General features: G+C 62.6%; 23 protein-coding genes. 13 read left to right on the forward strand and 10 right to left on the reverse strand.

Annotated elements, in window-relative coordinates; translation table 11 throughout:
• The first annotated feature begins 12 nt into the window (after window positions 1–12).
• The 6 genes from dctP (at window position 13) to AC0L2H_RS10485 (ending at window position 5,348) form a co-directional block, all read left to right on the forward strand.
• Window positions 13–954, forward strand: coding sequence for a TRAP transporter substrate-binding protein DctP (dctP, locus tag AC0L2H_RS10460; RefSeq protein WP_473590118.1), 942 nt, complete (start codon window positions 13–15; stop codon window positions 952–954).
• Between the two features lie 64 nt (window positions 955–1,018).
• On the forward strand, window positions 1,019–1,522 hold the full coding sequence (locus tag AC0L2H_RS10465) for a TRAP transporter small permease (RefSeq protein WP_473590119.1): 504 nt from the start codon (window positions 1,019–1,021) through the stop codon (window positions 1,520–1,522).
• Between the two features lie 3 nt (window positions 1,523–1,525).
• Entirely contained in the window at window positions 1,526–2,836 is a 1,311-nt protein-coding gene (locus AC0L2H_RS10470; RefSeq protein WP_473590120.1) for a TRAP transporter large permease, read from the forward strand.
• A 22-nt stretch (window positions 2,837–2,858) separates the two neighbouring features.
• A complete protein-coding gene (locus AC0L2H_RS10475) occupies window positions 2,859–3,578 on the forward strand; it encodes a hypothetical protein (RefSeq protein ID WP_473590121.1) in 720 nt (239 codons plus the stop codon).
• A gap of 42 nt (window positions 3,579–3,620) precedes the next feature.
• Window positions 3,621–4,376 carry an HpcH/HpaI aldolase family protein gene (locus AC0L2H_RS10480; RefSeq protein ID WP_473590122.1) on the forward strand — a complete coding sequence of 252 codons (756 nt, stop codon included), beginning with the start codon at window positions 3,621–3,623 and terminating at the stop codon, window positions 4,374–4,376.
• A gap of 15 nt (window positions 4,377–4,391) precedes the next feature.
• Window positions 4,392–5,348, forward strand: coding sequence for a C-terminal binding protein (locus AC0L2H_RS10485; protein WP_473590123.1), 957 nt, complete (start codon window positions 4,392–4,394; stop codon window positions 5,346–5,348).
• Window positions 5,349–5,464: 116 nt separating this feature from the next.
• Here the strand turns inward: AC0L2H_RS10485 and AC0L2H_RS10490 are convergent, their stop codons facing one another.
• Window positions 5,465–6,154: an SCO family protein gene (locus tag AC0L2H_RS10490; RefSeq protein WP_473590124.1), complete on the reverse strand. Its 690-nt coding sequence runs from the start codon at window positions 6,152–6,154 to the stop codon at window positions 5,465–5,467.
• Window positions 6,155–6,179: 25 nt separating this feature from the next.
• On the reverse strand, window positions 6,180–7,646 hold the full coding sequence (gene mtoX / locus AC0L2H_RS10495; protein ID WP_473590125.1) for a methanethiol oxidase: 1,467 nt from the start codon (window positions 7,644–7,646) through the stop codon (window positions 6,180–6,182).
• A gap of 145 nt (window positions 7,647–7,791) precedes the next feature.
• Here mtoX and AC0L2H_RS10500 point away from each other — a divergent pair, with 145 nt between their 5' ends.
• Both AC0L2H_RS10500 and AC0L2H_RS10505 read left to right on the forward strand, forming a co-directional pair.
• Entirely contained in the window at window positions 7,792–9,000 is a 1,209-nt protein-coding gene (locus tag AC0L2H_RS10500; protein WP_473590126.1) for an alpha/beta hydrolase, read from the forward strand.
• Window positions 9,001–9,556: 556 nt separating this feature from the next.
• Window positions 9,557–9,991 carry a hypothetical protein gene (locus tag AC0L2H_RS10505; protein ID WP_473590127.1) on the forward strand — a complete coding sequence of 145 codons (435 nt, stop codon included), beginning with the start codon at window positions 9,557–9,559 and terminating at the stop codon, window positions 9,989–9,991.
• A 111-nt stretch (window positions 9,992–10,102) separates the two neighbouring features.
• On the opposite strand, the gene AC0L2H_RS10510 is transcribed toward AC0L2H_RS10505, so the two are convergent.
• On the reverse strand, window positions 10,103–10,387 hold the full coding sequence (locus tag AC0L2H_RS10510; protein ID WP_473590128.1) for an acylphosphatase: 285 nt from the start codon (window positions 10,385–10,387) through the stop codon (window positions 10,103–10,105).
• Between the two features lie 184 nt (window positions 10,388–10,571).
• On the opposite strand from AC0L2H_RS10510, the gene AC0L2H_RS10515 reads away from it, so the two are divergent.
• Together AC0L2H_RS10515 and AC0L2H_RS10520 are read left to right on the forward strand one after the other, a co-directional pair.
• The gene (locus AC0L2H_RS10515) at window positions 10,572–11,384 is read left to right on the forward strand and encodes a nucleotidyltransferase domain-containing protein (RefSeq protein WP_473590129.1); all 813 of its coding nucleotides are present in this window, start codon (window positions 10,572–10,574) and stop codon (window positions 11,382–11,384) included.
• Window positions 11,377–12,129, forward strand: a complete 753-nt coding sequence (locus tag AC0L2H_RS10520; protein ID WP_473590370.1) for a metallophosphoesterase family protein — start codon at window positions 11,377–11,379, stop codon at window positions 12,127–12,129. Before AC0L2H_RS10515 ends, AC0L2H_RS10520 begins: the two co-directional genes overlap by 8 nt.
• Window positions 12,130–12,137: 8 nt before the next feature.
• Here AC0L2H_RS10520 and AC0L2H_RS10525 read toward each other — a convergent pair whose 3' ends face one another.
• The 5 genes from AC0L2H_RS10525 to AC0L2H_RS10545 all read right to left on the reverse strand — a co-directional run bounded on the left by AC0L2H_RS10525 (window position 12,138) and on the right by AC0L2H_RS10545 (window position 16,701).
• Complete coding sequence (locus tag AC0L2H_RS10525; RefSeq protein ID WP_473590130.1) at window positions 12,138–13,328, reverse strand: NADH-quinone oxidoreductase subunit D; 1,191 nt, start codon at window positions 13,326–13,328, stop codon at window positions 12,138–12,140.
• Window positions 13,329–13,402: 74 nt separating this feature from the next.
• The gene (locus AC0L2H_RS10530; protein ID WP_473590131.1) at window positions 13,403–13,810 is read right to left on the reverse strand and encodes a hypothetical protein; all 408 of its coding nucleotides are present in this window, start codon (window positions 13,808–13,810) and stop codon (window positions 13,403–13,405) included.
• 267 nt (window positions 13,811–14,077) lie between these two features.
• Window positions 14,078–14,755 (reverse strand): GntR family transcriptional regulator, encoded by a 678-nt coding sequence (locus tag AC0L2H_RS10535; protein WP_473590132.1) that lies wholly within the window; start codon window positions 14,753–14,755, stop codon window positions 14,078–14,080.
• An 84-nt stretch (window positions 14,756–14,839) separates the two neighbouring features.
• Window positions 14,840–15,817, reverse strand: a complete 978-nt coding sequence (locus AC0L2H_RS10540; protein WP_473590133.1) for a transketolase family protein — start codon at window positions 15,815–15,817, stop codon at window positions 14,840–14,842.
• Window positions 15,814–16,701: a transketolase gene (locus tag AC0L2H_RS10545; protein WP_473590134.1), complete on the reverse strand. Its 888-nt coding sequence runs from the start codon at window positions 16,699–16,701 to the stop codon at window positions 15,814–15,816. The genes AC0L2H_RS10540 and AC0L2H_RS10545 overlap by 4 nt, the downstream gene beginning before the upstream one ends.
• Before the next feature lie 101 nt (window positions 16,702–16,802).
• On the opposite strand from AC0L2H_RS10545, the gene AC0L2H_RS10550 reads away from it, so the two are divergent.
• The 3 genes from AC0L2H_RS10550 to AC0L2H_RS10560 are packed head-to-tail and all read left to right on the forward strand — an operon-like array spanning window position 16,803 to window position 19,893.
• Window positions 16,803–18,170: an aminotransferase gene (locus AC0L2H_RS10550; protein WP_473590135.1), complete on the forward strand. Its 1,368-nt coding sequence runs from the start codon at window positions 16,803–16,805 to the stop codon at window positions 18,168–18,170.
• A 50-nt stretch (window positions 18,171–18,220) separates the two neighbouring features.
• Entirely contained in the window at window positions 18,221–19,135 is a 915-nt protein-coding gene (locus AC0L2H_RS10555) for an aminotransferase class IV (protein WP_473590136.1), read from the forward strand.
• A complete protein-coding gene (locus tag AC0L2H_RS10560; protein ID WP_473590137.1) occupies window positions 19,132–19,893 on the forward strand; it encodes an SDR family NAD(P)-dependent oxidoreductase in 762 nt (253 codons plus the stop codon). Before AC0L2H_RS10555 ends, AC0L2H_RS10560 begins: the two co-directional genes overlap by 4 nt.
• On the opposite strand, the gene AC0L2H_RS10565 is transcribed toward AC0L2H_RS10560, so the two are convergent.
• On the reverse strand, window positions 19,890–20,276 hold the full coding sequence (locus AC0L2H_RS10565; RefSeq protein ID WP_473590138.1) for an ester cyclase: 387 nt from the start codon (window positions 20,274–20,276) through the stop codon (window positions 19,890–19,892). The genes AC0L2H_RS10560 and AC0L2H_RS10565 overlap by 4 nt on opposite strands.
• A gap of 14 nt (window positions 20,277–20,290) precedes the next feature.
• Window positions 20,291–21,442 (reverse strand): NAD(P)/FAD-dependent oxidoreductase, encoded by a 1,152-nt coding sequence (locus AC0L2H_RS10570; RefSeq protein ID WP_473590139.1) that lies wholly within the window; start codon window positions 21,440–21,442, stop codon window positions 20,291–20,293.

Raw genomic sequence — 21,442 nt, forward strand, 5'->3', positions numbered from 1 at the left:
CTGGCTGCACTCATGTCTGTCGTAGCGGGTATCGCCACGGCCGAAGAGGTTGTCCTTAACGCCGTGCATTTTACGCCAACGCAGAACGGCTACGCACAGAGTTTCCTGAAGTTCGTTCAAAAGGTGAACGAAAAGGGCAAAGGCGTGGTTCAGATCAATGTGCGTGGCGGGCCGGAAGTCATTCCACCCATTCAGCAGGGCGCGGCGCTCAGGAATGGCCTGATCGACATGATCGACACACCGGCAGGTCAGTTCCTGGAGCTCGTTCCCGAAGGCGAGGTTTTCTCGGCATCGACGAAGACGCCTTGGGAAGTTCGCGAAAATGGCGGCTGGGATTTCATCAGCGGAATTTTCGAGAAGAAGGCCAATGCTCATCTGCTGGCGCATGTCGACGCGGGCTCGGGCTTCAACATCTTCACCGTCGACGAACCCAAGCTCAATGATGAAGGCAGCATCGACTGGAGCAGTCTGAAGATCCGCTCGTCGCCGCTCTATCGCGATTTCCTTGAATCCCTGGGCGCAACCGTCATCGTGCAAGCGCCGGGGGACGTCTACACCTCGCTCGAGCGCGGCGTCGTCAATGCCAACGCCTACACCGTATTTGGCTATGCGTCCTTCGGCTGGGACAAATTCACCAAATACCGCGTCGACCCGCAATTCTTCAAAACCGATGTGCTGGTCTCGATCAACAAGGCGAAATGGGACGCGTTGTCGCCCGAGGCGCAGAAGCTGCTTGCCGACACGGCTGTCGAATACGAGCGCGCGAGCTACGACGCCAATCTTGCCGAGTCTGAAAAGCAGGCACAGGCGATGATCGACGGCGGGCAGAAGGTGATCAGCTTGACCGGCGCCGGCCGTGACAAATTCCTGGCAGCTGCCGCGCAGGCGAGTTGGGCGAGAATGACCAAACGCGATCCCAGCAACATCGAACAGTTGAAGAAATTCTTTCAATAGCCCGATGGAGGGCGCTCGCGCGCCCTCCCAAGGATAGGCATGAGGGCCGTCGGGAATGGACAAGATGTTTGCAGCGATCGGGAAGCTGAGCCTTGCGCTGGCCGCGGTGGCGAAAGTGGCGCTTGGTCTCATCATCGTCGCGGTGGTCGCTGATGTATGCGTCCGCAATCTAGGCCTGAGACCGCTTGCCTGGGCTGTGTCCGCGACGGAATACGGTCTGCTCTACGCGGCATTTCTGCCGATGCCCTGGCTGGTCCACAGCAAAGGCCATGTCTTCGTCGAGTTCCTGCGCAAGGCGCTGCCCGTGCCGGCACGGGCGGTGCTTGAAAAACTGGTCTATCTCGCCTGCATCGGTGTCAGCCTCTACCTCGGCAGCGTCGCACTCGCTTCCCTGATAGGCGCCGTGTCGGGCGGCGAATATGAGACGCGCAGCTTCGACATGCCGAAATGGCTGGTCTTTCTGCCTATCATGCTCGCCTTCTACCTCTCGGCGCTGGAATGGCTCAGATATCTGCTGGGTCGTGACACGCTGTACACGCTCGATCCTCTGGAAATGGAAGGGCTCTGACCGGTGGCCTGGCTGTTTCCATTCGCCGTGCTCGTTGGCACCATCCTTGTGTTGATGGGCCTTGGGCTGCCGGTCGCCTTCGCGTTCTTCGTCACCAATGTGATCGGGCTGTATTTGTTCTTCGGCGGTTCGGTCGGCGTGACGCAGATGGTCGCCAACTTCTCCGACGCCGTCTCGACCTATGCGCTTGCCCCGCTGCCGATGTTTCTCGTCATGGGCAGCCTGTTCTTCCGCTCCGGCCTCGGCGAGAAGGTCATCTACGCGCTCGACCTGTGCATCGGCAATTTGCGGGGACGCCTTGCCTATGTCGTGCTCGCCGCCGGCACGATCTTCTCTGCGCTTTCAGGCTCGAGCCTCGCCAATACCGGCATGATGGGCTCGCTGATGGTGCCCGAGATGCTGAAGCGGGGCTACAAGCCGCACATGGCCTACGGACCGGTGCTTGGCGCCGGAAGCCTTGCCGTCATCATCCCGCCGTCCTCGCTGGCTGTCTTGCTTGGCTCGCTTGCCCAGATCGACGTTGGCGCGCTGCTCATAGCCGGTGCGCTGCCTGGGCTGCTTCTCGTCGTCATGTACGCGACGCTGATCTTCGCACAGACGAAGATCGACCCGGACGCCGCTCCGCACTATCCAGTGCCCGCCGTTCGTGCGGCCGAGAAGGTGAGGGCGGTCGCCGTCAACATCATTCCGATGAGCGTCATCGTGTTCATGGTGGTCGGCACGATCATCCTTGGAATAGCGACGCCGACGGAGTCCGCAGGGCTCGGATGTGCCGCCGTCTTCGCGTTGTTGTTCGTCTATCGAAGGTTCAGCTGGTCGGTTGTCTGGAAGTCGCTGGACGATGCGATGAAGGTCACAGGCATGACCTTCCTGATCATCTCGGCTTCGACGACGTTCTCGCAGATATTCGCCTTCTCCGGCGCGTCGAACGGTTTTATCCAGTTCATCGTCGGCTACGACCTTGGACCGTATCCCATGCTGCTCATGATGGTGCTCGTCATCCTGCTGCTCGGCATGTTCATGGATCAGGTCTCGATGATGCTGATCACGCTGCCGATCTTCCTGCCGATCGCCCAGCAATTCGGCTACGATCCTGTCTGGTTCGGGCTGATCCTGCTGCTTGCCTACGAGGTCGGCTTTACCACGCCGCCCTTTGGTCTGCTGCTGTTCATCATGATCGGTGTTGCGCCGAAAGGCACGTCGCTCAAAACGGTTGCACTGTCCGCGGCGCCCTACATCGCGCTGACGCTTCTTTTGATCCTGCTGATTGTCCTCTTTCCGCAGATCGCCCTCTTCCTTCCGAATTTGATCTAGCCGAACCCAGCAGGTGGTCCAGATGCGCTTTGCCTATCTCGCTTTCTTCCATGATGACCGCCAGGAAAACCTGTCCATCGCCGGTGAAGACGTCGACGCTGTGCGGGGCGTAATCGCCACAACGCCGGGTCTTGCGCTTGCAAACATCTACCTGCCTGAAGTGGCGACGGACATGTTCAACAAGGATGGTCCGCCGCCGGTCTTTGGCTTCCAGCTCTATTTCGACGAGTTGGCGGAGATGGAGGCGGCGCTCGCGCCGTCCGGCCATCTGCAGGCGCTTGCCGCACCGGGTATGCTGTCGAGCATTGCCGGTTCGAGGCCAACGCAGCAGGCAATGTGCGTGCGTCCGTTCCCCGTCGATGACGCTGGCGTCAAGACGCCTGGGCTGCCCTGCAGTTACCTTGTCCACTATCCCGGGCCGGCCGAGGACATGAATAGCTGGCTCTACCACTATGTGACGCATCATCCGCAATTGATGCGGGGCTTCCCCGGCATTCGCCACATCGAGGTTCTGTCGCGGCTGGATTGGTGCGGCTCGTTGCCCTGGCCGCGGGTCGACCATATGCAGCGCAACCGGGTCATGTTTGACAGTCCCGCGGCGCTGACGCATGCACTGCAATCGCCGGCGCGGCTGGAGATGCGCGCCGACTACAAGACCTTCCCGCCCTTTTCAGGCGGCAGCCGGCACTTTCCGATGTCGACGGAAGCCGTGCATCCTTTGCCGCGGACTACCGGCAAATAACGCGAACAGTTCGCCGACGCCGAAAAAATCTCTGGAGTTTTCATGTACGACTTTCGGAAAAAATGTGTCTCGCTCGATCGCCTCATCGGCACCTTCTGCGCCATCCCGCATCCTGTGGCGATCGAAGTGGCGGCTGCAAGCGGGGTCGATTTCCTGTGCATCGACTGGGAGCATTCGCAGATTGGCCGCGAGCGGCTTGAGGATCTGGTCCGCGCCGCCGATGTCCACAAGGTTCCCGCCATGGTGCGTGTGCCGGGCCACACGCCGGAGTGGATTGCGGCCGCGCTCGACGCCGGCGCGTCAGGTGTCCTGGTGCCGCGCGTCTCGACGGCCGAGCAAGCGCGCATGGCGGTCATGGCCTGCCGTTACCCGCCTGTCGGTGCACGCGGCGTCGGTCCAGGTCGCGCCGCTGGTTATGGGTACAGGATTCCAGACTACCTCAAGTCGGCCAACGATGTCCTGGCGGTCGCCATCCAGGTCGAGACCGCCGAGGGCCTCGCCAACATCGACGACATAGTCCAGGTCGACGGCGTCGACGTGATCTTCATTGGTCCCGGCGACCTGTCGGTCTCGATCGATGCGATGGGGCCAGCCGGTCAGGACAAGCTCGATGCCGCCATCATCAGGATCGCGGCGGCGGCGCGCGCGGCCCACAAGGCCGTCGGTATCTTTCGCCCCTCGGCGGATGATGTCGGCAAATGGTCGAAGCACGGCATCAGCTTCTACATGCTGGCCAGCGACACGATGTTTCTTGGCGCCGGCCTTGCCGCCGGTGCCGCCGCGGCGCGCAGCGCCTGATTGCAAGAGATTGGCATGAAGATAATCAAGACCGATGGCGTGTTGTCAGTCGAGGCAGAGCAGCTGCGCTACCTCGACGGCTTGAACGCCGAGTTCGTCGAAAAGACGCTTCTCACAGAGGATGCCCTGATCGAACAATGCCGTGACGCCGACGCCTTGATGATATTGCGGGAACCGATCACGGCTCGCGTGCTGGCGGAACTGAAGACCCTCAGGGTAATCGGACGGTTCGGCGTAGGCCTGGACTCGATCGACGTCGAAGCCGCCACCCGTGCCGGTGTTCAGGTAACCTATGTGCCGGACGCCAATCTGGTGGAGGTCAGCACGCATGCCATGGCCCTGATCCTGGCCCTGACGCGCAGGCTGAAGCAGTTCGACGGCGCAGTACGCGCCGGCCGCTGGGCTGCAATGGCCGACGGCGCCGGCATCACGCGGCCGGACAGGCAGGTTCTCGGCCTGATCGGCTTCGGCCAGATCGGACGGCTGACCGCCGAGCGGGCGCGGGTCTTCGGCTTTCATGTCATCGCCTATGACCCGCATATGCCGGCGGAGCGCATAACGGCCGGCGGTGCTGAACCGGTCGGTTTCGACGAGCTGCTCGCCAGGGCCGACATCGTCTCGCTGCATGTTCCCGCAACACCGGAAACCAGAAACATCCTATCGGCTGATGCCCTGTCGCGCATGAAGCAAGGGGCGATACTCATCAACGTGTCCCGTGGCGGGCTGGTTGACGAAGTCGCGCTGGCGGATTTGATCCGGCGTCGCCATCTGGCAGGCGCCGGCATCGACACGTTCGAGCAGGAGCCGCCTTCGCCCGACAACCCGCTGCTGGCGCTGGACACCGTCCTGGTCAGTCCACACGCGGCGCATTACTCGACCCAGTCCTACGCCGAGGTTCGCAACAAGGTGTTTGCCGATGTCGCATCGGTCCTGCGCGGCGGCAAGCCGGTATATCCGGTCAACCGGGTATGACTGTCCGTTGAGGAGAGCCGATACGGCCTATTCGGTCGGCTGCATCATTTCAACCGGCGCTGATCGTCGGCGAAAGCCGCATGCCATTGCGCGGGGATGCCGGCTGAGCGGCAGGCTCACTCGGTTTCAGTGGCCAATGTGCGGATATCCGTGAGCACGAGGTCGGGATCGAGGAAGTCCATGCTGTAGATGTTGCGGACCAGGCCTGCCTCGTCGATCAGGAAGACGCGAAGGATATGGCTGAGGCCTCCGGTCGGATCCTGTGGATCGGGATCCGGCGCAACCGCCTGGTCGTAGGCCGCAAGGATCGGGCGAAGTGCTGCCTGGCCGGGCGCGGTCACGAAGAGCCATTGCGATCCGCCGTCGCCGGGATCGCGCCAGAGCGTGCCATAGTCGGCCATGACAGCGGGCGTGTCGTGGTCCGGGTCGAAGCTCATCGATACGAGGCGCACCCGGCGGTCGAGTTCGGGATAATGGCGCACAAGCGCGCGCAATTGCGCCAGCTGCGCCGTGGCGAGCGGACAGATATCGGCGCAGCGTGTGTAGATGAAGGAGAAGACGGTGATGTGGCCGCGCAGCAGCTTGGCCAAGTCAGCGCTTCCGCCCTTTTCCGTCAGCACCGGGCCGCCTGCTGCCGTGCGGATCGGCGGCAGGTGGTAGGAGCCCGGCTGCGGCAGCGCGAAGGCGTAGGCCGATGCCGGGCCCGACCGCACGGCATCGGCGCCATGATTGCTGCCATGGGCCAGGGCAGCGCCGCCGAAGCCGAGGCCGGCAAGGATTGCGAAGACGAACGGCAGGTGGCGCATCGGCTCTTCTCCTCCGGGCCTGTTGTCACTTGGCGTAGAGGCTGGCGGCGCCGAAGGCCATCATATGCGGCCGGCCGAGCTTTTCCCCGGTGAAGTCGATTTCGAAGCGCGGCGTCAATTCCTTGCCGTTCCAGGCATAGGCCTTCAGGAACTGCTCGTTGGCGTCGCCGGCCTTGTCCCAGTTGGCGAGCAGCGAGCTGGTATAGTAGATGCGCTCGCCATCCCAGCTCTGCGAGACCATGTTGAGTTGCTCGCCGATCTTCTTCTCGTAGATCTGCCTGGGGTGGTGCGGATCGGAGACGTCGAAGACCCTGGTCATGCCGTCCATGAAAGTGTCGGCGAACAGCGTCTTGTCGTCGGCGCTCAGGCTGATGTCGACAGGGATCGGCAGCTTGGCGGGATCGCCAATGTCGGCCACTGCCTTGGCCTGCCATTCGCCCTTCTCGTCCTCGTGGACCAGCCAGAGTTTCGAGGTAAGCGCGGTCGAGGTGAAGGCATAGTCATGGTCCTTGCCCTGGGCCCAGCGTATTTCGAGCGGCACGCCCGGCACCTGGAAAACCTTCTTCGGCGTGCGGGCATGGAAATCCCAGATGATCATGGAATTGCCGAATTTCTTCATCGCCTCGGCGTCGCCCGCAACCTCGCCGAAGGGACGCATATAGTTCTCCCGCCCGGCGAAGGACGAGGTCAGCATGACGTTCTTGCGCGGCAGGACGCGCGCATCATAGCCGTAGCCGTCGGCAAACTCGCCGCCGGGAATGTCCTTCGCCTCCTTGGCCGTCGGCAGCCAGTGGGTGGCGATGATCTCGCCTTCGTTGGAGAACTCGACGAGCGCCGTGCGGCCGGTGCCGTCCTTGTTGGAGAGCGCCGGGATCATCATGCGTCCAGGCAGCGCATAGGCGCCGTGCGGACCGACGACGCCACCGGTCTTCTCTGCGAAATCGGCAATGGTCTTGACCAGCTTCGGGTTGGCCGGGTCGCTTGCGACGTCGAAGACGAAGATCGTGTTGCTGTCGAGCCCCGTCGCCCAGAACTGGCGGCGGTCGTCGGTGAAGCCGCCGTGATGCGCTTCGTTGCGGCTGCCGATGGAATCGATATCGATGACCTTGCCTGATGTCGGCGAGTTGTCTCGCGCATCCACGGTGACGAGCTTGTCGGAGCCGTCGCCCAACCCCTCGACGCCGAGCGTCCAGACATAGACGTAATCCTCGTGCCCGGTGATCTTCGGCATATAGGGCGAGAGGCAGGTCTCGTCGGCAGAGGCGGGCAAGGCCACCGTGGCAGCCAGCAAGGCTGCAAGTGTGCTGGATGTCCGCAAATCAGGGCCGGGCAGGCGACGGAGCACCGGCGCAGCCAGGCGGCCAAGGAAGCGGCCGACCGCGCGAGGCGTCGCGCGGATCGAGGCACGCCTCAGCGAGTGCGCCTGATTTGCATAAAAGGATATGTCGAGTGAGCCGTCCTTGCGGCGGCGGGCGTCGATCGGACTTGTCATCGCGGCAGCCTCCCTGAACAATGGTCGGCAAGATGCCCGACCAGGGCGGACGGCGCTTGAGCAAAATCCTACCAAACCCTTGTCTTATTCCTGTATCTTCCTGTCCAAGCGTGAGCCGTTCGCGGCCACATCGTGAGTTGCGGCCATGCGTTACCGTTTCGGAAACTGCGAACTCGCCCCTGAGAGCCACGAGCTCGTCGTGGGTGGCCAATCGCGACCGGTCGAGCCCCAGGTGTTCGACCTGCTGCATCTTTTGATTAGGAAGTCAGGGCAACTCGTGACCTATGACGAGCTGCTCGAGGAGATCTGGAATGGCCGGATCGTCTCGGATTCGGCGATCAGCGCCCGGCTCAGTGCCACCCGCGCTGCAATCGGCGATGACGGTGCAAGGCAGGAATTCATCAAGACCGTGGCACGGCGCGGCGTTCGTTTTGTCGGCAATGTGGAAACCGTCGGAGCGGTTTCGAAGCCGGACCATTATCGCGGCGAAAAAACCGAGGCAGACCACCAGCGCGTGAAATTCTGCAATTCGCGCGACGGCACCCGCATCGCCTATGCGACCACCGGCTCCGGCCAGGCTCTCGTCAAGGCGGGACATTGGCTCACCCATCTCGACTATGACTGGCGAAGCCCGATCTGGCGGCCGTTCCTCGACGAACTGAACCGGCATATGCGGGTCACGCGGTACGACCAGCGCGGCAACGGGCTCTCCGACTGGAACGTCGAGGACTTCTCGCTGGAGAGCTTTGTCGAGGACCTGGAAGCCGTTGTCGATGTCGCCGGACTGGAGAGGTTCGCGCTCTACGGCACCTCGCAAGGGGCTGCGATCGCCATTGCCTATGCTTGCCGGCATCCCCACCGGGTGAGCCATCTCATCTTGCATGGCGGCTACGAGAAAGGACGGCTTGTGAGGACTTCAGCCAGCGAACGCGCCGAGGGCGAAGCGATATTGACGCTTATCCGCCATGGCTGGGGCAGGCCCGGCAGCCCTTTCATCAAGGCGTTTTCGTCGATGTTCATTCCGGACGGCACACGCCAGGAGATCGACTCGCTGGCGGAATTGCAGAAGTTGTCCACATCGCCCGAAAACGCCGCTCGCCTCAGGGAGGCGGTCGATCGCTTCGATGTCAGCGATCTTCTGCGAGAAGTAACGTGCCCGACGCTCGTCCTGCATTCACGCGACGATGGCGTCCATCCGATGGATCAGAGCCGGAAACTCGCCGCGGGCATTGGCGGCGCCGAGTTCGTGATGCTGGAAAGCGCCAACCACGTGATTCTCTCTCATGAGCCTGCTTGGACCATGCTCTTCGACACGATGATGAGATTTGTCGGATCGACCAAAGATCGGACATGAGCATCATTCCATCGTCTTCCCTGCCGCCGGAGCTACCATGCGCCGATGGCAATGATCACGATGGCAACGGCTAAAGGCCGTGCTTGGGCGGCGCGTCGTTCTCATCGGGATTGGGGACAGGGTCTTCGTCCGGAAGTCTCTCCGGATCCGGTTCACGCATCGGTTTCGGTTCGGGGAGCGGCGGTGGTGTGGGCACCGGCGTAGGCGTTGGTTCGGGAGTGGGAAGAATGGCCATGGGTGATTTCCTTACGCTCGGCGCTCTCTGCCCTGGCGCGTCATCGACGTCGGCAGAACGCGAATTTTTCGGATTCGCCGCACCAGGTTGTCGCTCTGCCGCTGATGCAGCAGAACGACCACGCCTGCCTATGGTTCCGCTGTGAGCCACTGACGATCCTGCGGGGATTGGGCGCGCTCATGGCAAGATGGCAACCTCGGGACGTGTGATCGAAAAGTCCGTGCATGCGGGCCTTGCCGACCTCATGCAGTGCCATAATTCCATTGAGGGCGGATTCCATTGATGGCCCAGGCAAATTCACCTGCTGAATAGGAGGCGGCCGTGAAGCACCAGACACTTGACCAACTGCATGCCGTTGCCGACGTTCACGCTGAAGCAACATATCTCGTGGAGACCAGGAGCCAACGTCTCGAACGCTGGGCGAAGCTTCTGGAGCAAAATCCCGATCGGCGCCTGGAAGCGCTCCCGGGCACCGAATACAAACCCGCTGAAATACGCGAAATGATGCGATATGACGGCTCACCGATCACGGTTGCCTTGGAGGATCCGATTTTTCGCGCGCAGGGCTTGAAGGATGACACCTACGGTGAAGCCAGGCGCTTCTTCGAGCTGACCGACTGGCAGTTGCACGACATCGTCTGCCATTGTCATGTCGGCGCCACGATAAGGGCGCGATGGGCTGCCTCTCGCGTGCGTGCGGCGATGTCCGAGCGGCATGGTTTCCTCGCCTGGCTGCGGGGAACGTTCGCGTATTGAGGCTGGGATTGCGCACGCAGCGGATATTGACACTCTGTGTGGCGGTCGATTTGTTGAACGATAGAGGCGGCGAGATGATTTCACCGCCTCTTGGGCTTGTTCCGTGCCCTGCTAGCCGATGATCCTGAATCCGTCAGGCTCCAGGGCGGGATCGACGTCCCGCGATGTCACGCTGGAGACCGACGCCCCGCTCGGGCCTTTCCGGAACCGGTCCATCATCGTCGAAACCGCGCCCTCGGCCCCGACCACCAGTGCCGTTACGGATCCGTCGTCTTCGTTGCGGACCCATCCGGTAAGGCCGAGCTTTTCGGCTTCGGTGCGTGTCCATACGCGAAAGGATACGCCTTGCACCCTTCCGTCGATCCTCACTCGTACCGCTTTGAGCTCATCCGCCATGGTCACCTCGTGCCGGGGCTTTTGGTATCCTCAACTCGCCAATGGCGGGAAGGCTCCGGCTTCATTCCTTTGCAGTTTTGCCAGCCCCAGTGCGCCTGCATGATGCCGGCAACGGAACCATGCGGCGACGGCTTTGTTAAGGACGGACAGTCGCAGTTTTGCTGGGCCTCGGAGCCACGGTGTCATGACCGAAGATCCTACACCGGAAGGTGTCATTCCGGCATCCGTCCCGACGATCAATCCAAAGGCGGCGCCGACGCTCCAGCATGCCGAAGCGGAGGTCTTTTACACCAAGGCGATCCGCGAGCTCGCCGCGACGGACATTCCCTTCCTGGTTGCCGGTACCTACGCGGTGAGCGCTTATACTGGCATCGTGCGGCAGACCAAAGATCTCGACATTTTCTGCAAGGCAGGCGATCACGCCCGTATTCTCGCTCATTTCAAGCAGGCCGGCTATGCCGTCGAGATCGTGGACGATCGATGGCTTGGGAAAGTCTTCAAGAGCACGCACTTCTTCGATGTCATATTCGCTTCGGCCAACGGAACCATGCCTGTCAGCGACCAGTGGCTGGAGCACGCCCGGCAAATCGAGCTGCTCGGCAGCCGGGTGAGGATTGTCGGTCCGACAGAGCTTATCTGGTCCAAATGCTTCATCCAGGATCGAGGCCGCCATGACGGGGCGGATATCGCCCACACCATCCTCAAGGCTCGGGATCAGATCGACTGGCACCGGCTGCTTTCCTACCTGGAAGTCCATTGGGAGGTGCTTTTGATGCAGCTTTTGAATTTTCGATGGATCTATCCGAGCGAGCGCGGTCATGTTCCGGCCTGGCTGCTCGACGAGTTGCTTGATCGGCTCGCCAAGCAAAGGGAGCTGCCCTCTCCCCGCACGAAGATCTGCCGCGGGCGCCTGCTTTCGCAGACCGACTACGAGATCGACGTCAAGGAATGGGGCTTTGCCGGTGTCGGCGGAGCCGGTGAGTTTCGCGATGACTGAGGACAGCAAGGTTGCGGCGTCAGCGATCGGGAGCGACGGCGCCGTCAAGATTGCCGCCGTCGGTGACCTGCATGTGAAGGAAGACGCCCAGGGATCCTGCCGCGATCTGTTCGGCGAGGTCTCGCGCGAAGCCGACATTCTCGTGCTGGCCGGGGATCTCACCAACCTCGGCAAGCCCAGCGAAGCCGAAGTCCTAGCGGAGGATCTGCGCGCCTGCACGATTCCGGTTGTCGCTGTACTTGGCAACCACGACTATGAATCCGGCGCGATCGATGACGTCACCGCCATCCTCAAGCAGGCAGGCGTTAATCTCCTCGATGGCCAAACGACGGAAATCAGCGATGTCGGCTTCGTCGGAGTAAAGGGCTTCGTGGGTGGCTTTGGCTCTCGCATGCTTGGCTCCTTTGGCGAGCCGGCGATCAAGGCTATGGTTGCTGAGAGCGTCAGCGAGTCGATGCGGCTCGAGAATGCCATGCGGCAGGTCCGTACCGCGCGTACAGTCGTCGTCCTGCACTATGCGCCGATTGCCGAGACCATCGCCGGCGAGCCGCTGGAAATTTTCCCTTTCCTGGGCTCGTCGCGCCTGGCGGAGACGATCGACCGGTTCCAGGTCAGCGCCGTAGTCCACGGTCACGCGCATCGCGGTGTCTATGAAGGTCGCACGCCGGGCGGTGCCCGGGTATACAATGTCGCCATGCACGTGGCGAAGCCGACCGGCCGTCCCTACGCCCTGCTTGAAATCTGAAGCATCGGTCAGCGGTCGATCTCGCCGAACACGATATCAAGCGATCCGATGATCGCCGCGACATCGGCGATCATATGCCCGCGCGACAGAAAATCCATCGCCTGCAAATGGGCAAAGGACGGCGCGCGTATCTTGCATCGGTAGGGAGTATTGCTTCCGTTTGAAACCAGATAGACGCCGAATTCTCCTTTCGGCGCCTCCACCGCCGCGTAGACCTCTCCGGCGGGCACACGAACACCCTCCGTATAGAGTTTGAAATGGTGGATGGTCGCTTCCATCGAGCGTTTCATTTTCGCGCGCGGCGGCGGCGTGATCTTCTGGCTCGGGATCGCGACCGGTCCGCTGCCTTGCGGCGAGCGCAGTTTTTCCAGACATTGCTTCATAATGCGGACCGACTGGCGCATTTCCTCCATGCGGACGAGGTAGCGATCGTAGCAGTCGCCGTTCTTGCCGACGGGAATGTCGAAATCCATTTCGGGGTAGCATTCATAGGGCTGCGCCTTGCGCAAATCCCATTGCGCGCCGGATCCGCGCACCATCACGCCGGAGAAGCCCCAGGCCCAGGCGTCGTCGAGAGCGATGACGCCGACATCGACATTGCGCTGCTTGAAAATGCGGTTGCCGGTGAGCAGGTCCTCAAGATTGTCGCAGACCTTGAGGAACGGTTCGCAGAAATCCCACATGTCGTCCAGAAGCCGCGGAGGCAGGTCCTGGTGCACGCCGCCGACTCTGAAATAATTGGCATGCATGCGGGCGCCGGAGGCGCGCTCGTAGAAGACCATTAATTTCTCGCGCTCGGCGAAGCCCCACAGCGGTGGGGTCAGCGCGCCGATATCCATGGCCTGCGTGGTGACGTTGAGGAGATGCGACAGGAGCCGGCCGATCTCGCAGAACAGGACGCGGATGAGCTGCCCTCGCCGGGGCACCGATATTTCGAGCAGCTTCTCGGCGGCAAGGCAGAACGCATGTTCCTGGTTCATCGGCGCGACATAATCGAGCCGGTCGAAATAGGGCAGGGCCTGCAAATAGTTCTTGTACTCGATGAGTTTTTCCGTGCCGCGGTGGAGCAGGCCGATATGGGGATCGGCGCGGTCGACGATCTCGCCGTCCAGTTCGAGCACCAGCCGCAGCACACCGTGGGCAGAAGGGTGCTGCGGCCCGAAGTTGAGGGTGAAGTTGCGAACTGCTGCCTCGGCCATGGCGATCCTCCGCGATGCTATGTTTTTCGCGGCCGAAGCCGGGCGGTCCGGTCCGGCACGCCCGGGGCTGCTTTTCAGGTCGTTGTCTGAATGATCAGCGTCAAGGTGCCATCGCCATCGACGTTGGCGGCGATAACCTGCGAGGAGTTGAGCCCGTTAGCCGCCAGCGCCGATGTCGCCTGCGGCGATGCATCGATCGAGCTTTGCAGGACATGCAGATCCTCGGCGCTGGTCTGGGTAATCACCGCCTCGGCCTGCGTCTTGAGTTCCGGGGGCAGATCCTCGAGAGCGATGATCGCGATACCGGTGAAATTCTGATCGGAAAAACCCTGGCCAGGCGGCGTTTCGCCAGGCGGCGTCTGATCAGGCACGATTCCCTGGGCCGGGGGGTCGATTTGCGGGAGCGGGTCGAGGGATTGCGCGTGGATCGGCTGCGCCAGGGCCAATCCCGAAAGGGCGGCGATCGTCGTCAACATGCGCATGATCTTTCCTTCCGTTTTGCTCGAGGAGGACCATCCTGGTGACCACACAACCGCCGCGCCGGACTATGGTTCCCCTCCGTCGCGGAAAAGGCCATCAGGGCTCTGCCATAATGGGCATGGCAGTCATGTGCCGCTCGTTGACTGCGGGCGGCTTCGATGGTGACGGAGGCAGGCGACGACGCCGGTCTGAACCAGCGGCAGATGAAATCTTGATTCAAAGCGGCGCTGCAAGCTGTTGAAAATGCTGGCGATGCAGGCGCTCCAGCCTCAAGCCACGACGAATTCCTCGTGGGCGCGCAGGAAGCGCAGGAAATCCTCGCCACCGAGGATCAGGTCTCGCTCCATGGCGGTGCGGGCCTTTGCGGAATCCTTGTCGCGCAGCCCCTCTATCACCCGCTCATGTTCGGCGGCGCCGACATATTTATGCTCGCCTTCGTTGAAGAAGACGGTGAGCATCGGCCCCATCGAGACCCACAGGCTCTCAATGTGGGCGACCAGCATTTCCATGCGGGAAAGCCGGTAGACGGTGAAATGGAAGTCCCTGTTGTAGCGGAAGGACTGGTCGGGGTCGCCGGCCCGGTCGGCCTTCTCGAAGAGCTTCTGGATGCCGGTAAGCTTGTCGACATCCTCAGGGGTGGCGTGCTCGGCGGCAAGGCCGGCCGCCAGGCCCTCCAGCGAGAGCCGGATGGTGCGCACTTCCATGTAGCGCGCCAGCGTCAGGGCGGGAACGGTGACAAAACGGCCCGAGCGCAGTTCGAGGCCGCGTTCGCTGACCAGCCGCAGGCAAGCCTCGCGGGCAGGGGTGACGCTGGTGCCGAGCCGGTCGGCCAGATCCTGCATTACCAGCCTCTGGCCGGGCCGGAACTGGCCCGCGATCAATCCCTCGCGAAGCGCAACATAGGCGCGCGCCGAAAGATTGCCCTGTTCGAGCGGCTGAATGTTCACGGCGTCGTTCTCCTCGACATCCTTGCTTTAGGCATCGGCACTGATTCGACAAGATACAGCCAATAGACGCGTTTTTCCTTTTGTTTATGCGAGCAAAGACTGTGCAACGCTTTCGATGCCGGCGGCGTCGAGTTGATAGTGCCTGTAGAGATGGGTCGGTGGTGCGATCAGGCTGAACTCGTCCTTGATGCCATGGCGCACAAGCCGTGCGCCGCCGCCTTCCTCGGCCATGACTTCTGCCACCGCGCCACCGAGACCGCCCAGCACATTGTGTTCCTCCACCGTGAGTACGATGCGCGATTTGCGCGCCGCCGCCACGACCGCCTCGCGGTCGAGCGGCTTGATCGTGTGCATGTCGATCAGACCGACGGAATGGCCTCGTCCATTCAGAGCTTCCATCGCCGCCTTGGCCGGATGGACCGGCATGCCGCAGGCGATGATGGTGAGATCGGAACCGATGCCGTGGACGACGGCCTTGCCGAATTCGAACGGCGCGTCATCGGCGTAGACAACCGGATCATGGCCGCGGGCGATGCGGAAATAGATCGGCTGCGGATGATGCACCGAAGCGCGCAGCGCGGCGGCGAATTGCGGCCCGTCGGCGGGCGACACCACGGTCAGGTCGGCGATCGAACGCATGATGGCGATGTCCTCGGTGGCGTGATGCGACGTGCCATAGAAGCCGAGCGAGATGCCGGTGTGGTGCCCGATGAGGCGGACCGGCTGGGCGCAATAGGCGACATCCATGCGGATCTGTTCGCAGCACAGCAGCGCCAGGAAGGAGGCGAAGGTCGCGACATAGGGCATGACGCCGGTGGTGGCCATGCCGGCGGCGGCCGAGACCATGTTCTGCTCGGAGATGCCGAACTGGGTGAAGCGCTCGGGAAAGCGCCGGGCAAAGCCGATCAGGCCGTTGGAGTGCTGCAAGTCGGCGGTGCCGGCGACCACCGGATGGCCGGCCTCCGCCAGCTCGATTAGCGTGTTGGCGAGGGTGGCGAGCGAGGGCGCGCGTTTGTTGAGCTCGCGATATTGCCAGGACTCCGGGTTGAGGGCGCGGTTCATTGCGCACCTGCAAGGATGGTTTCGCGGGCCAGCTTTTCGTCCTCGGGCGCGAGATAGCCAAGATGCCAGCCGGGCTCGGTCTCCATGTAGTCGATGCCCTTGCCCTTGACCGTTTTGGCGATGATGCAGCACGGTTTTTCGCGCGCGCTGTCGGCTTTTACGGCGCGCAGCAAATTGGCGAGTGCTGCGACGTCGTGGCCGTCGACCTCATGCACCTCCCAGCCGAAGGCGCGCCATTTCTCGTCGAGCGGCTCGATCGCCACCACATCGTCGACCCTGCCGTCGAGCTGGTAGCCGTTGCGGTCGACGATGGCGACGATCTTGCTCAGACGATGGCTGGCGGCGCTCAGCGCCGCCTCCCAGACCTGTCCTTCCTGCATCTCGCCGTCGCCGAGCAGGACGAAGACATTGAAGGCCTGGTTCTGGAAGCGGCCGCCCAAAGCCATGCCGACGCCATTCGACAGCGCATGGCCGATCGAGCCCGAACTGAAGTCGACGCCCGGCACCTTGCGCATGTCGGGATGATCGCCGAGCGGGCTGCCGAGCCGCGTGTAATCGTCGAGCCAGGATTTGTCGAAGTAGCCGAGATCGGCAAGGATCGGAAACTGGCCGACGGCGGCATGGCCCTTGCCCATCAGGAAACGGTCGCGGTCGGGCCAGGCCGGTTCGCCCTGCCTGAGCTTCATCGTGTCGTAGTAGAGGACCGAAAAGATCTCGGCGCAGGAGAACACCGACGAATAATGGCCGACCTTGGCGATCGAGATCAGGCGAATCGTCTCGAGCCGCACGAAGCGTGCCCGCTCGCGCAGACGGGCCGCCTGTTCGTCCGAGATCCGGCCGCCCGGACTGTTGCTCGGCCACCGTTCTGCGCCTGAGGACGCCATGCCTTCTTCTCCTCCTGATCCGAACCGACACTCGACAACTTATAAGTTATAAGATACTGAGTGAATCCGCAACCTAAATCGTCTGCCGCAGGACTGAGGACATGCTCCACAATTCGGCCCGTGCCATCGACATGAGCCTGCATCTGCATTCGCAGACCGACCCGCGGCGGCATGAACTGGAGGGCCCCTTCGTCATTTCGAGTGGCGACGGCGTGTATGTCGAAGACGATACTGGCAAGCGCTATATCGAAGGTATGGCGGGCCTGTGGACCGCATCGCTTGGCTTCAACGACGCCAGGCTTGCAGCGGCTGCCGGCGCCCAGTTCGCCAGGCTGGCAAACTATCACACCTTCAACCATCGCTCGAACGAAGCCTGCATCGACCTGATGGAACAGATCGCGGCGATTTCGCCGCTGGCGCCGTGCAAGATCTTCTTCGCCAATTCCGGTTCCGAGGCGAATGATTCCATGATCCGGCTGGCCTGGTACTATCAGGCGGCACGTGGCATGCCGCAGAAGCGACGCATCATCAGCCGCCAGGGCGCCTTCCATGGCAGCACCGTGATGGGCGCGCTGCTCAGCGGCCTGCCGCATATGCATCGCTCATTCGGCACGAGCAGCGACGACATCCTCTATGCCACCAAGCCGCATCTCTATCGGGAAGGACGTGAAGGCGAGAGCGAGGACGACTTTGCCGATCGCCTGATCCACGAGCTGGAGGCGATGATCCTCAAGGCCGGCCCTGAGACCATCGCCGCCATGATCGCCGAACCCATCATGGCGGCGGGCGGCGTCATCGTGCCGCCGCGAGGCTATTTTGCCAGGCTGCGCCAGCTGCTCGACCGATACGACATACTGCTTTTGGCCGATGAAGTCGTCTGCGGCTTCGGCCGCACCGGCAACTGGTTCGGCAGCCAGACCTTCGACTTCGTGCCGGACATGTTCTCTGTCGCCAAGGGCCTGTCGTCGGGCTATCTGCCGATCGCGGCGGTGGTCGTGTCGGACAGGCTCTACCAGGCGATTGCCGATGAGGGACATCGCAATGGCGGCTTCGGCCACGGCTTCACCTATTCGGGCCACCCCGTCACCTCGGCGGTGGCGGCGGAGGCGCTGCGGATCTACCATGAGATCGATGTGGTCGGGCGTGCGCGCACGCTCGGCGCGCATATGCATGCGGCGTTGCGCGAGGCGCTTGCCGATCACCCCATGGTGGGCGAGATCCGTGGCATCGGCCTGATCGCCGGTGTCGAGCTTGTTGCCGACCGGCGGACCAGGCAGAGCTTTCCGGCCGAGGCGAAGGTGGGTGCGCGAGTGGAGCGCGCCTGCCGCGCGCGCGGCATCATCCTGCGCAACATGGGCGACGTGCTGGCGCTTTGTCCGCCCTACATCGTCGAACCCGAGCAACTGGACGAACTCGTCCGTGCTCTCGCCTTGGCGATCGAGGACACGCGAGCCAGTCTCGATATTTGAGACGCAAAACGCGCGAATGCGTCTAAGTGAATTGCACAGCGGAGGTTTGCATGAACGACAGGATATCCCACGATCCAGCCGATGGAATTGCCTTCGTCAATGGAGCCTATGTGCCGCTGGCTGAGGCCACCATTCCGCTCACCGACCGCGGTTTCGTGCGCTCCGATGCGACCTATGACGTCACCCATGTGTGGAAGGGGCGTTTCTTCCGGCTCGACGACCATATCGAACGCTTCCAGGCCTCGATGCGCGGCCTGCGCATGAGCCTGCCCTATTCCTCGACCGAGATCACCGCAATCCTGGTCGAATGCGTTCGCCGCAGCGGGCTGCGTGACGCCTATGTGCAGATGACCTGCACGCGCGGCGTGCCGCCGCGCGGAACCCGCGACCCCAGGCTCTGCGAGAACCGCTTCTATGCCTTCGCCCAGCCTTTCGTGTGGATCGCCAATGACGAGCAGCGCCGTGACGGGCTGAAGATGGTGGTGAGTTCCGTGCAGCGGATCCCCCCGGAATCAGTCGATCCACGCCTCAAGAATTTTCATTGGCTCGACCTCACCATGGGTATCTTCGAGGCTTATGACAAGGACGCCACCGTTGCGGTGCTCACCGACGGGCAAGGGCATGTGACCGAGGGTGCCGGGTTCAACGTCTTTGCCGTGAAGGACGATGTCATCACGACGCCCGACCGCGGCGTGTTCGAAGGCATGACGCGCCGCAGCGTGATCGAACTGGCCGCGGAGGCCGGTGTCGGCTGCGAACTGCGTCCGCTCGCCATCGAGGAATTGCGCGATGCCGACGAGATATTCATCACCAGTTCGGCGGGCGGCATCATGCCGGTGACGGTGCTCGACGGCCGCATCTACGGCAATGGCAAGCCCGGGCCTATCACCAGCCGCATCCACGACCTCTATTGGGCCAGGCATGATGCCGGCTGGCTCTCCACCCCGGTCGACTACACGCCGTGAGTACGGCGGAACGCGTCTTCCTGGTGACGGGCGGCACGCGTGGCATCGGTGCTGCCTGCGTCAGTCGGCTCGCTGCCGACGGGTCGCGCGTCGTCTTCACCGGGCGCGACCGGGATGCCGCTCAAGCGGTGATGGACGCGGTTCCGCAGGCGGTATTCGCCGCTGGCGACGCCACCAGTGAGCCCGACTGCCAACGCGCCGTCGCCATGGCTTTGGAGATCGGCAAGGGCCGTATCGCCGGATTGGTCAATAATGCCGGAACAGGCGCCAGGCTCGCCTTCGACCAGACCACGCTTGCCGACTGGCAGCGGACGATGACCGCCAACACGACCTCGGCCTATCTGTTCACCCGCCACGCGCTGGCTGGGCTGCGCGCCGGCCGTGGCTCGGTGGTGATGATATCGTCGGTCGCCGGCCTCGTCGGCGAGCAAGGCCTGGCGATCTATACCGCGTCCAAGGCGGCACTCATCGGTCTCGCGCAGGCGCTGGCACTGGAATATGGCGCGCAGGTTCGTTTCAATACGCTGTGTCCCGGCCAGATCACCACGCAGATGATGGCCAATACGCTCGGCATTCCAGGCCGCCGGCAAGCGCTGGAAAGCCGCATTCCGGTCGGCCGCCTCGGCACGCCCGAAGACGTGGCCGAGACGGTGGCCTGGCTGATGTCGGCTCCTGCAAGCTTCATCAACGGCGCGGTGATCAGCGTCGATGGCGGAGAAACCGCCGGTCTCATGGCATCTAAATCCGATGGGATCTAAAGCTGGGCCTCGATAGCCGCCTTGTCCACGACAGACCAAACTTGCACGATCTTCCCGTCGCGGAATTCATAGATCACGTTCTCCGAGAAGGAGACGCGCTTGCCGTTCAGGGGGACGCCAAGGAAAGTTGCCTTTGGCGAACAGTCGAAATCTATCCGGCTCGCTATGTAAGGCGGGTCGGCAATCAGCATCCGGACATTGAAATAAAGGTCCGGAATGTCGTCGAAGTCTTTCTCCAGCATCTGGCGATAACCTGACAGGCCGAGCCGCCGGCCATTGTGGATCGCGTCGTCATCAACGAACCGTCCCAGCTGCGGCCAGTCCTGCTTGTTCAGACAGGCGATATAGTCCCGGTAGATGTCGGCGAGGGTGGTTCCGGTCATGGCAATGTCTCTCACTACCCGGCTGCAAATTTGGCGCCCGGATTTTGAGCCCGGCTCGGCGTGAGGCGCTGTGCGACATGGTCGGCGATCGCCAGGCTGGAGGTCAGGCCGGGGCTTTCGATGCCGAACAGGTTGACCAGCCCGTCAATGCCGTGGACCGAAGCGTCCTGGATGACGAAATCGGCGTTGGCCTCGCCGGGACCCGAGAGCTTTGGCCGGATGCCGCTATAGGCCGGCTGCAGACTGCCATCGGCAAGGTCCGGCCAATATTTGCGGATCTCGTTGTAGAAGCGTTCGCCGCGCGCAGGGTCGACGCGGTAGTCGAGCGTATCCGTCCATTCGACGTCCGGCCCGAAGCGGGCGACACCGTCGAGATCGAGCGTCAGATGCACGCCGAGCCCGCCGGGTTCGGGCACGGGATAGATGAGCCGCGAGAAGGGAGCCCGGCCGGCGACCGAGAAATAATTGCCCTTGGCATAGCGAAGTTCCGGGACGAATTGCGGATCGAGCCCGTCGATCGATCGGGCAAGCGCCGTGGCATCGAGTCCGGCTGCATTGATGAAGGATTTGGTTGCGATTTCAAAGCGCTCGCCGCTAGTACTGTCGATCGTGTCGAGCACGATGACCCCACTTTCGACACGACCGGAGACTATGCTTGTGTTGAGGCTGAGTGCGGCGCCATGCTCCTCGGCGTCGCCCAGCAAGGCGAGCATCAGCGTATGGCTATCGATGATGCCGGTGGAGGGCGACAGCAGCGCCGCTGTGCAGCGTAGCCTGGGCTCCAATGCGAGCGCCTCGGCGGCGGTCAGAGGCATGAGGTCATCGACGCCGCAAGCCGATGCATTGGCCCGGATGGTGGCAAGAACCGGCTCCTGATCGGCATTCGCGGCGACGATCAGCTTGCCGCAGCGCGCGTGGGGGACCGCGTGCTCCTCGCAATAGCGGTAGAGCATGTTGCGGCCGGCGACGCAGAAGCGCGCCTTCAGCGATCCAACGGGATAATAGATGCCGGCGTGGATGACCTCGGAGTTGCGCGAGCTGGTCCCGGTGCCGATGGCGTTCGCGGCCTCAAGGATCAGCGTGTCCATGCCGCGGCGCGCCATGTCTCGCGCGATCGCAAGGCCAACAACGCCGGCGCCGGCGACGATGCAGTCGACATGGTCCAT

The organism is Mesorhizobium sp. WSM4871, assembly GCF_055811295.1.

Coding starts and splice junctions, on each gene's coding strand:
- dctP (WP_473590118.1), top strand. CDS start 13: ATGTCTGTCGTAGCGGGTATCGCCACGGCCGAAGAGGTTGTCCTTAAC.
- AC0L2H_RS10465 (WP_473590119.1), top strand. CDS start 1,019: ATGTTTGCAGCGATCGGGAAGCTGAGCCTTGCGCTGGCCGCGGTGGCG.
- AC0L2H_RS10475 (WP_473590121.1), top strand. CDS start 2,859: ATGCGCTTTGCCTATCTCGCTTTCTTCCATGATGACCGCCAGGAAAAC.
- AC0L2H_RS10480 (WP_473590122.1), top strand. CDS start 3,621: ATGTACGACTTTCGGAAAAAATGTGTCTCGCTCGATCGCCTCATCGGC.
- AC0L2H_RS10485 (WP_473590123.1), top strand. CDS start 4,392: ATGAAGATAATCAAGACCGATGGCGTGTTGTCAGTCGAGGCAGAGCAG.
- AC0L2H_RS10490 (WP_473590124.1), bottom strand. CDS start 6,154: ATGCGCCACCTGCCGTTCGTCTTCGCAATCCTTGCCGGCCTCGGCTTC.
- mtoX (WP_473590125.1), bottom strand. CDS start 7,646: ATGACAAGTCCGATCGACGCCCGCCGCCGCAAGGACGGCTCACTCGAC.
- AC0L2H_RS10500 (WP_473590126.1), top strand. CDS start 7,792: ATGCGTTACCGTTTCGGAAACTGCGAACTCGCCCCTGAGAGCCACGAG.
- AC0L2H_RS10510 (WP_473590128.1), bottom strand. CDS start 10,387: ATGGCGGATGAGCTCAAAGCGGTACGAGTGAGGATCGACGGAAGGGTG.
- AC0L2H_RS10515 (WP_473590129.1), top strand. CDS start 10,572: ATGACCGAAGATCCTACACCGGAAGGTGTCATTCCGGCATCCGTCCCG.
- AC0L2H_RS10520 (WP_473590370.1), top strand. CDS start 11,377: ATGACTGAGGACAGCAAGGTTGCGGCGTCAGCGATCGGGAGCGACGGC.
- AC0L2H_RS10525 (WP_473590130.1), bottom strand. CDS start 13,328: ATGGCCGAGGCAGCAGTTCGCAACTTCACCCTCAACTTCGGGCCGCAG.
- AC0L2H_RS10530 (WP_473590131.1), bottom strand. CDS start 13,810: ATGCGCATGTTGACGACGATCGCCGCCCTTTCGGGATTGGCCCTGGCG.
- AC0L2H_RS10540 (WP_473590133.1), bottom strand. CDS start 15,817: ATGAACCGCGCCCTCAACCCGGAGTCCTGGCAATATCGCGAGCTCAAC.
- AC0L2H_RS10545 (WP_473590134.1), bottom strand. CDS start 16,701: ATGGCGTCCTCAGGCGCAGAACGGTGGCCGAGCAACAGTCCGGGCGGC.
- AC0L2H_RS10550 (WP_473590135.1), top strand. CDS start 16,803: ATGCTCCACAATTCGGCCCGTGCCATCGACATGAGCCTGCATCTGCAT.
- AC0L2H_RS10555 (WP_473590136.1), top strand. CDS start 18,221: ATGAACGACAGGATATCCCACGATCCAGCCGATGGAATTGCCTTCGTC.
- AC0L2H_RS10565 (WP_473590138.1), bottom strand. CDS start 20,276: ATGACCGGAACCACCCTCGCCGACATCTACCGGGACTATATCGCCTGT.
- AC0L2H_RS10570 (WP_473590139.1), bottom strand. CDS start 21,442: ATGGACCATGTCGACTGCATCGTCGCCGGCGCCGGCGTTGTTGGCCTT.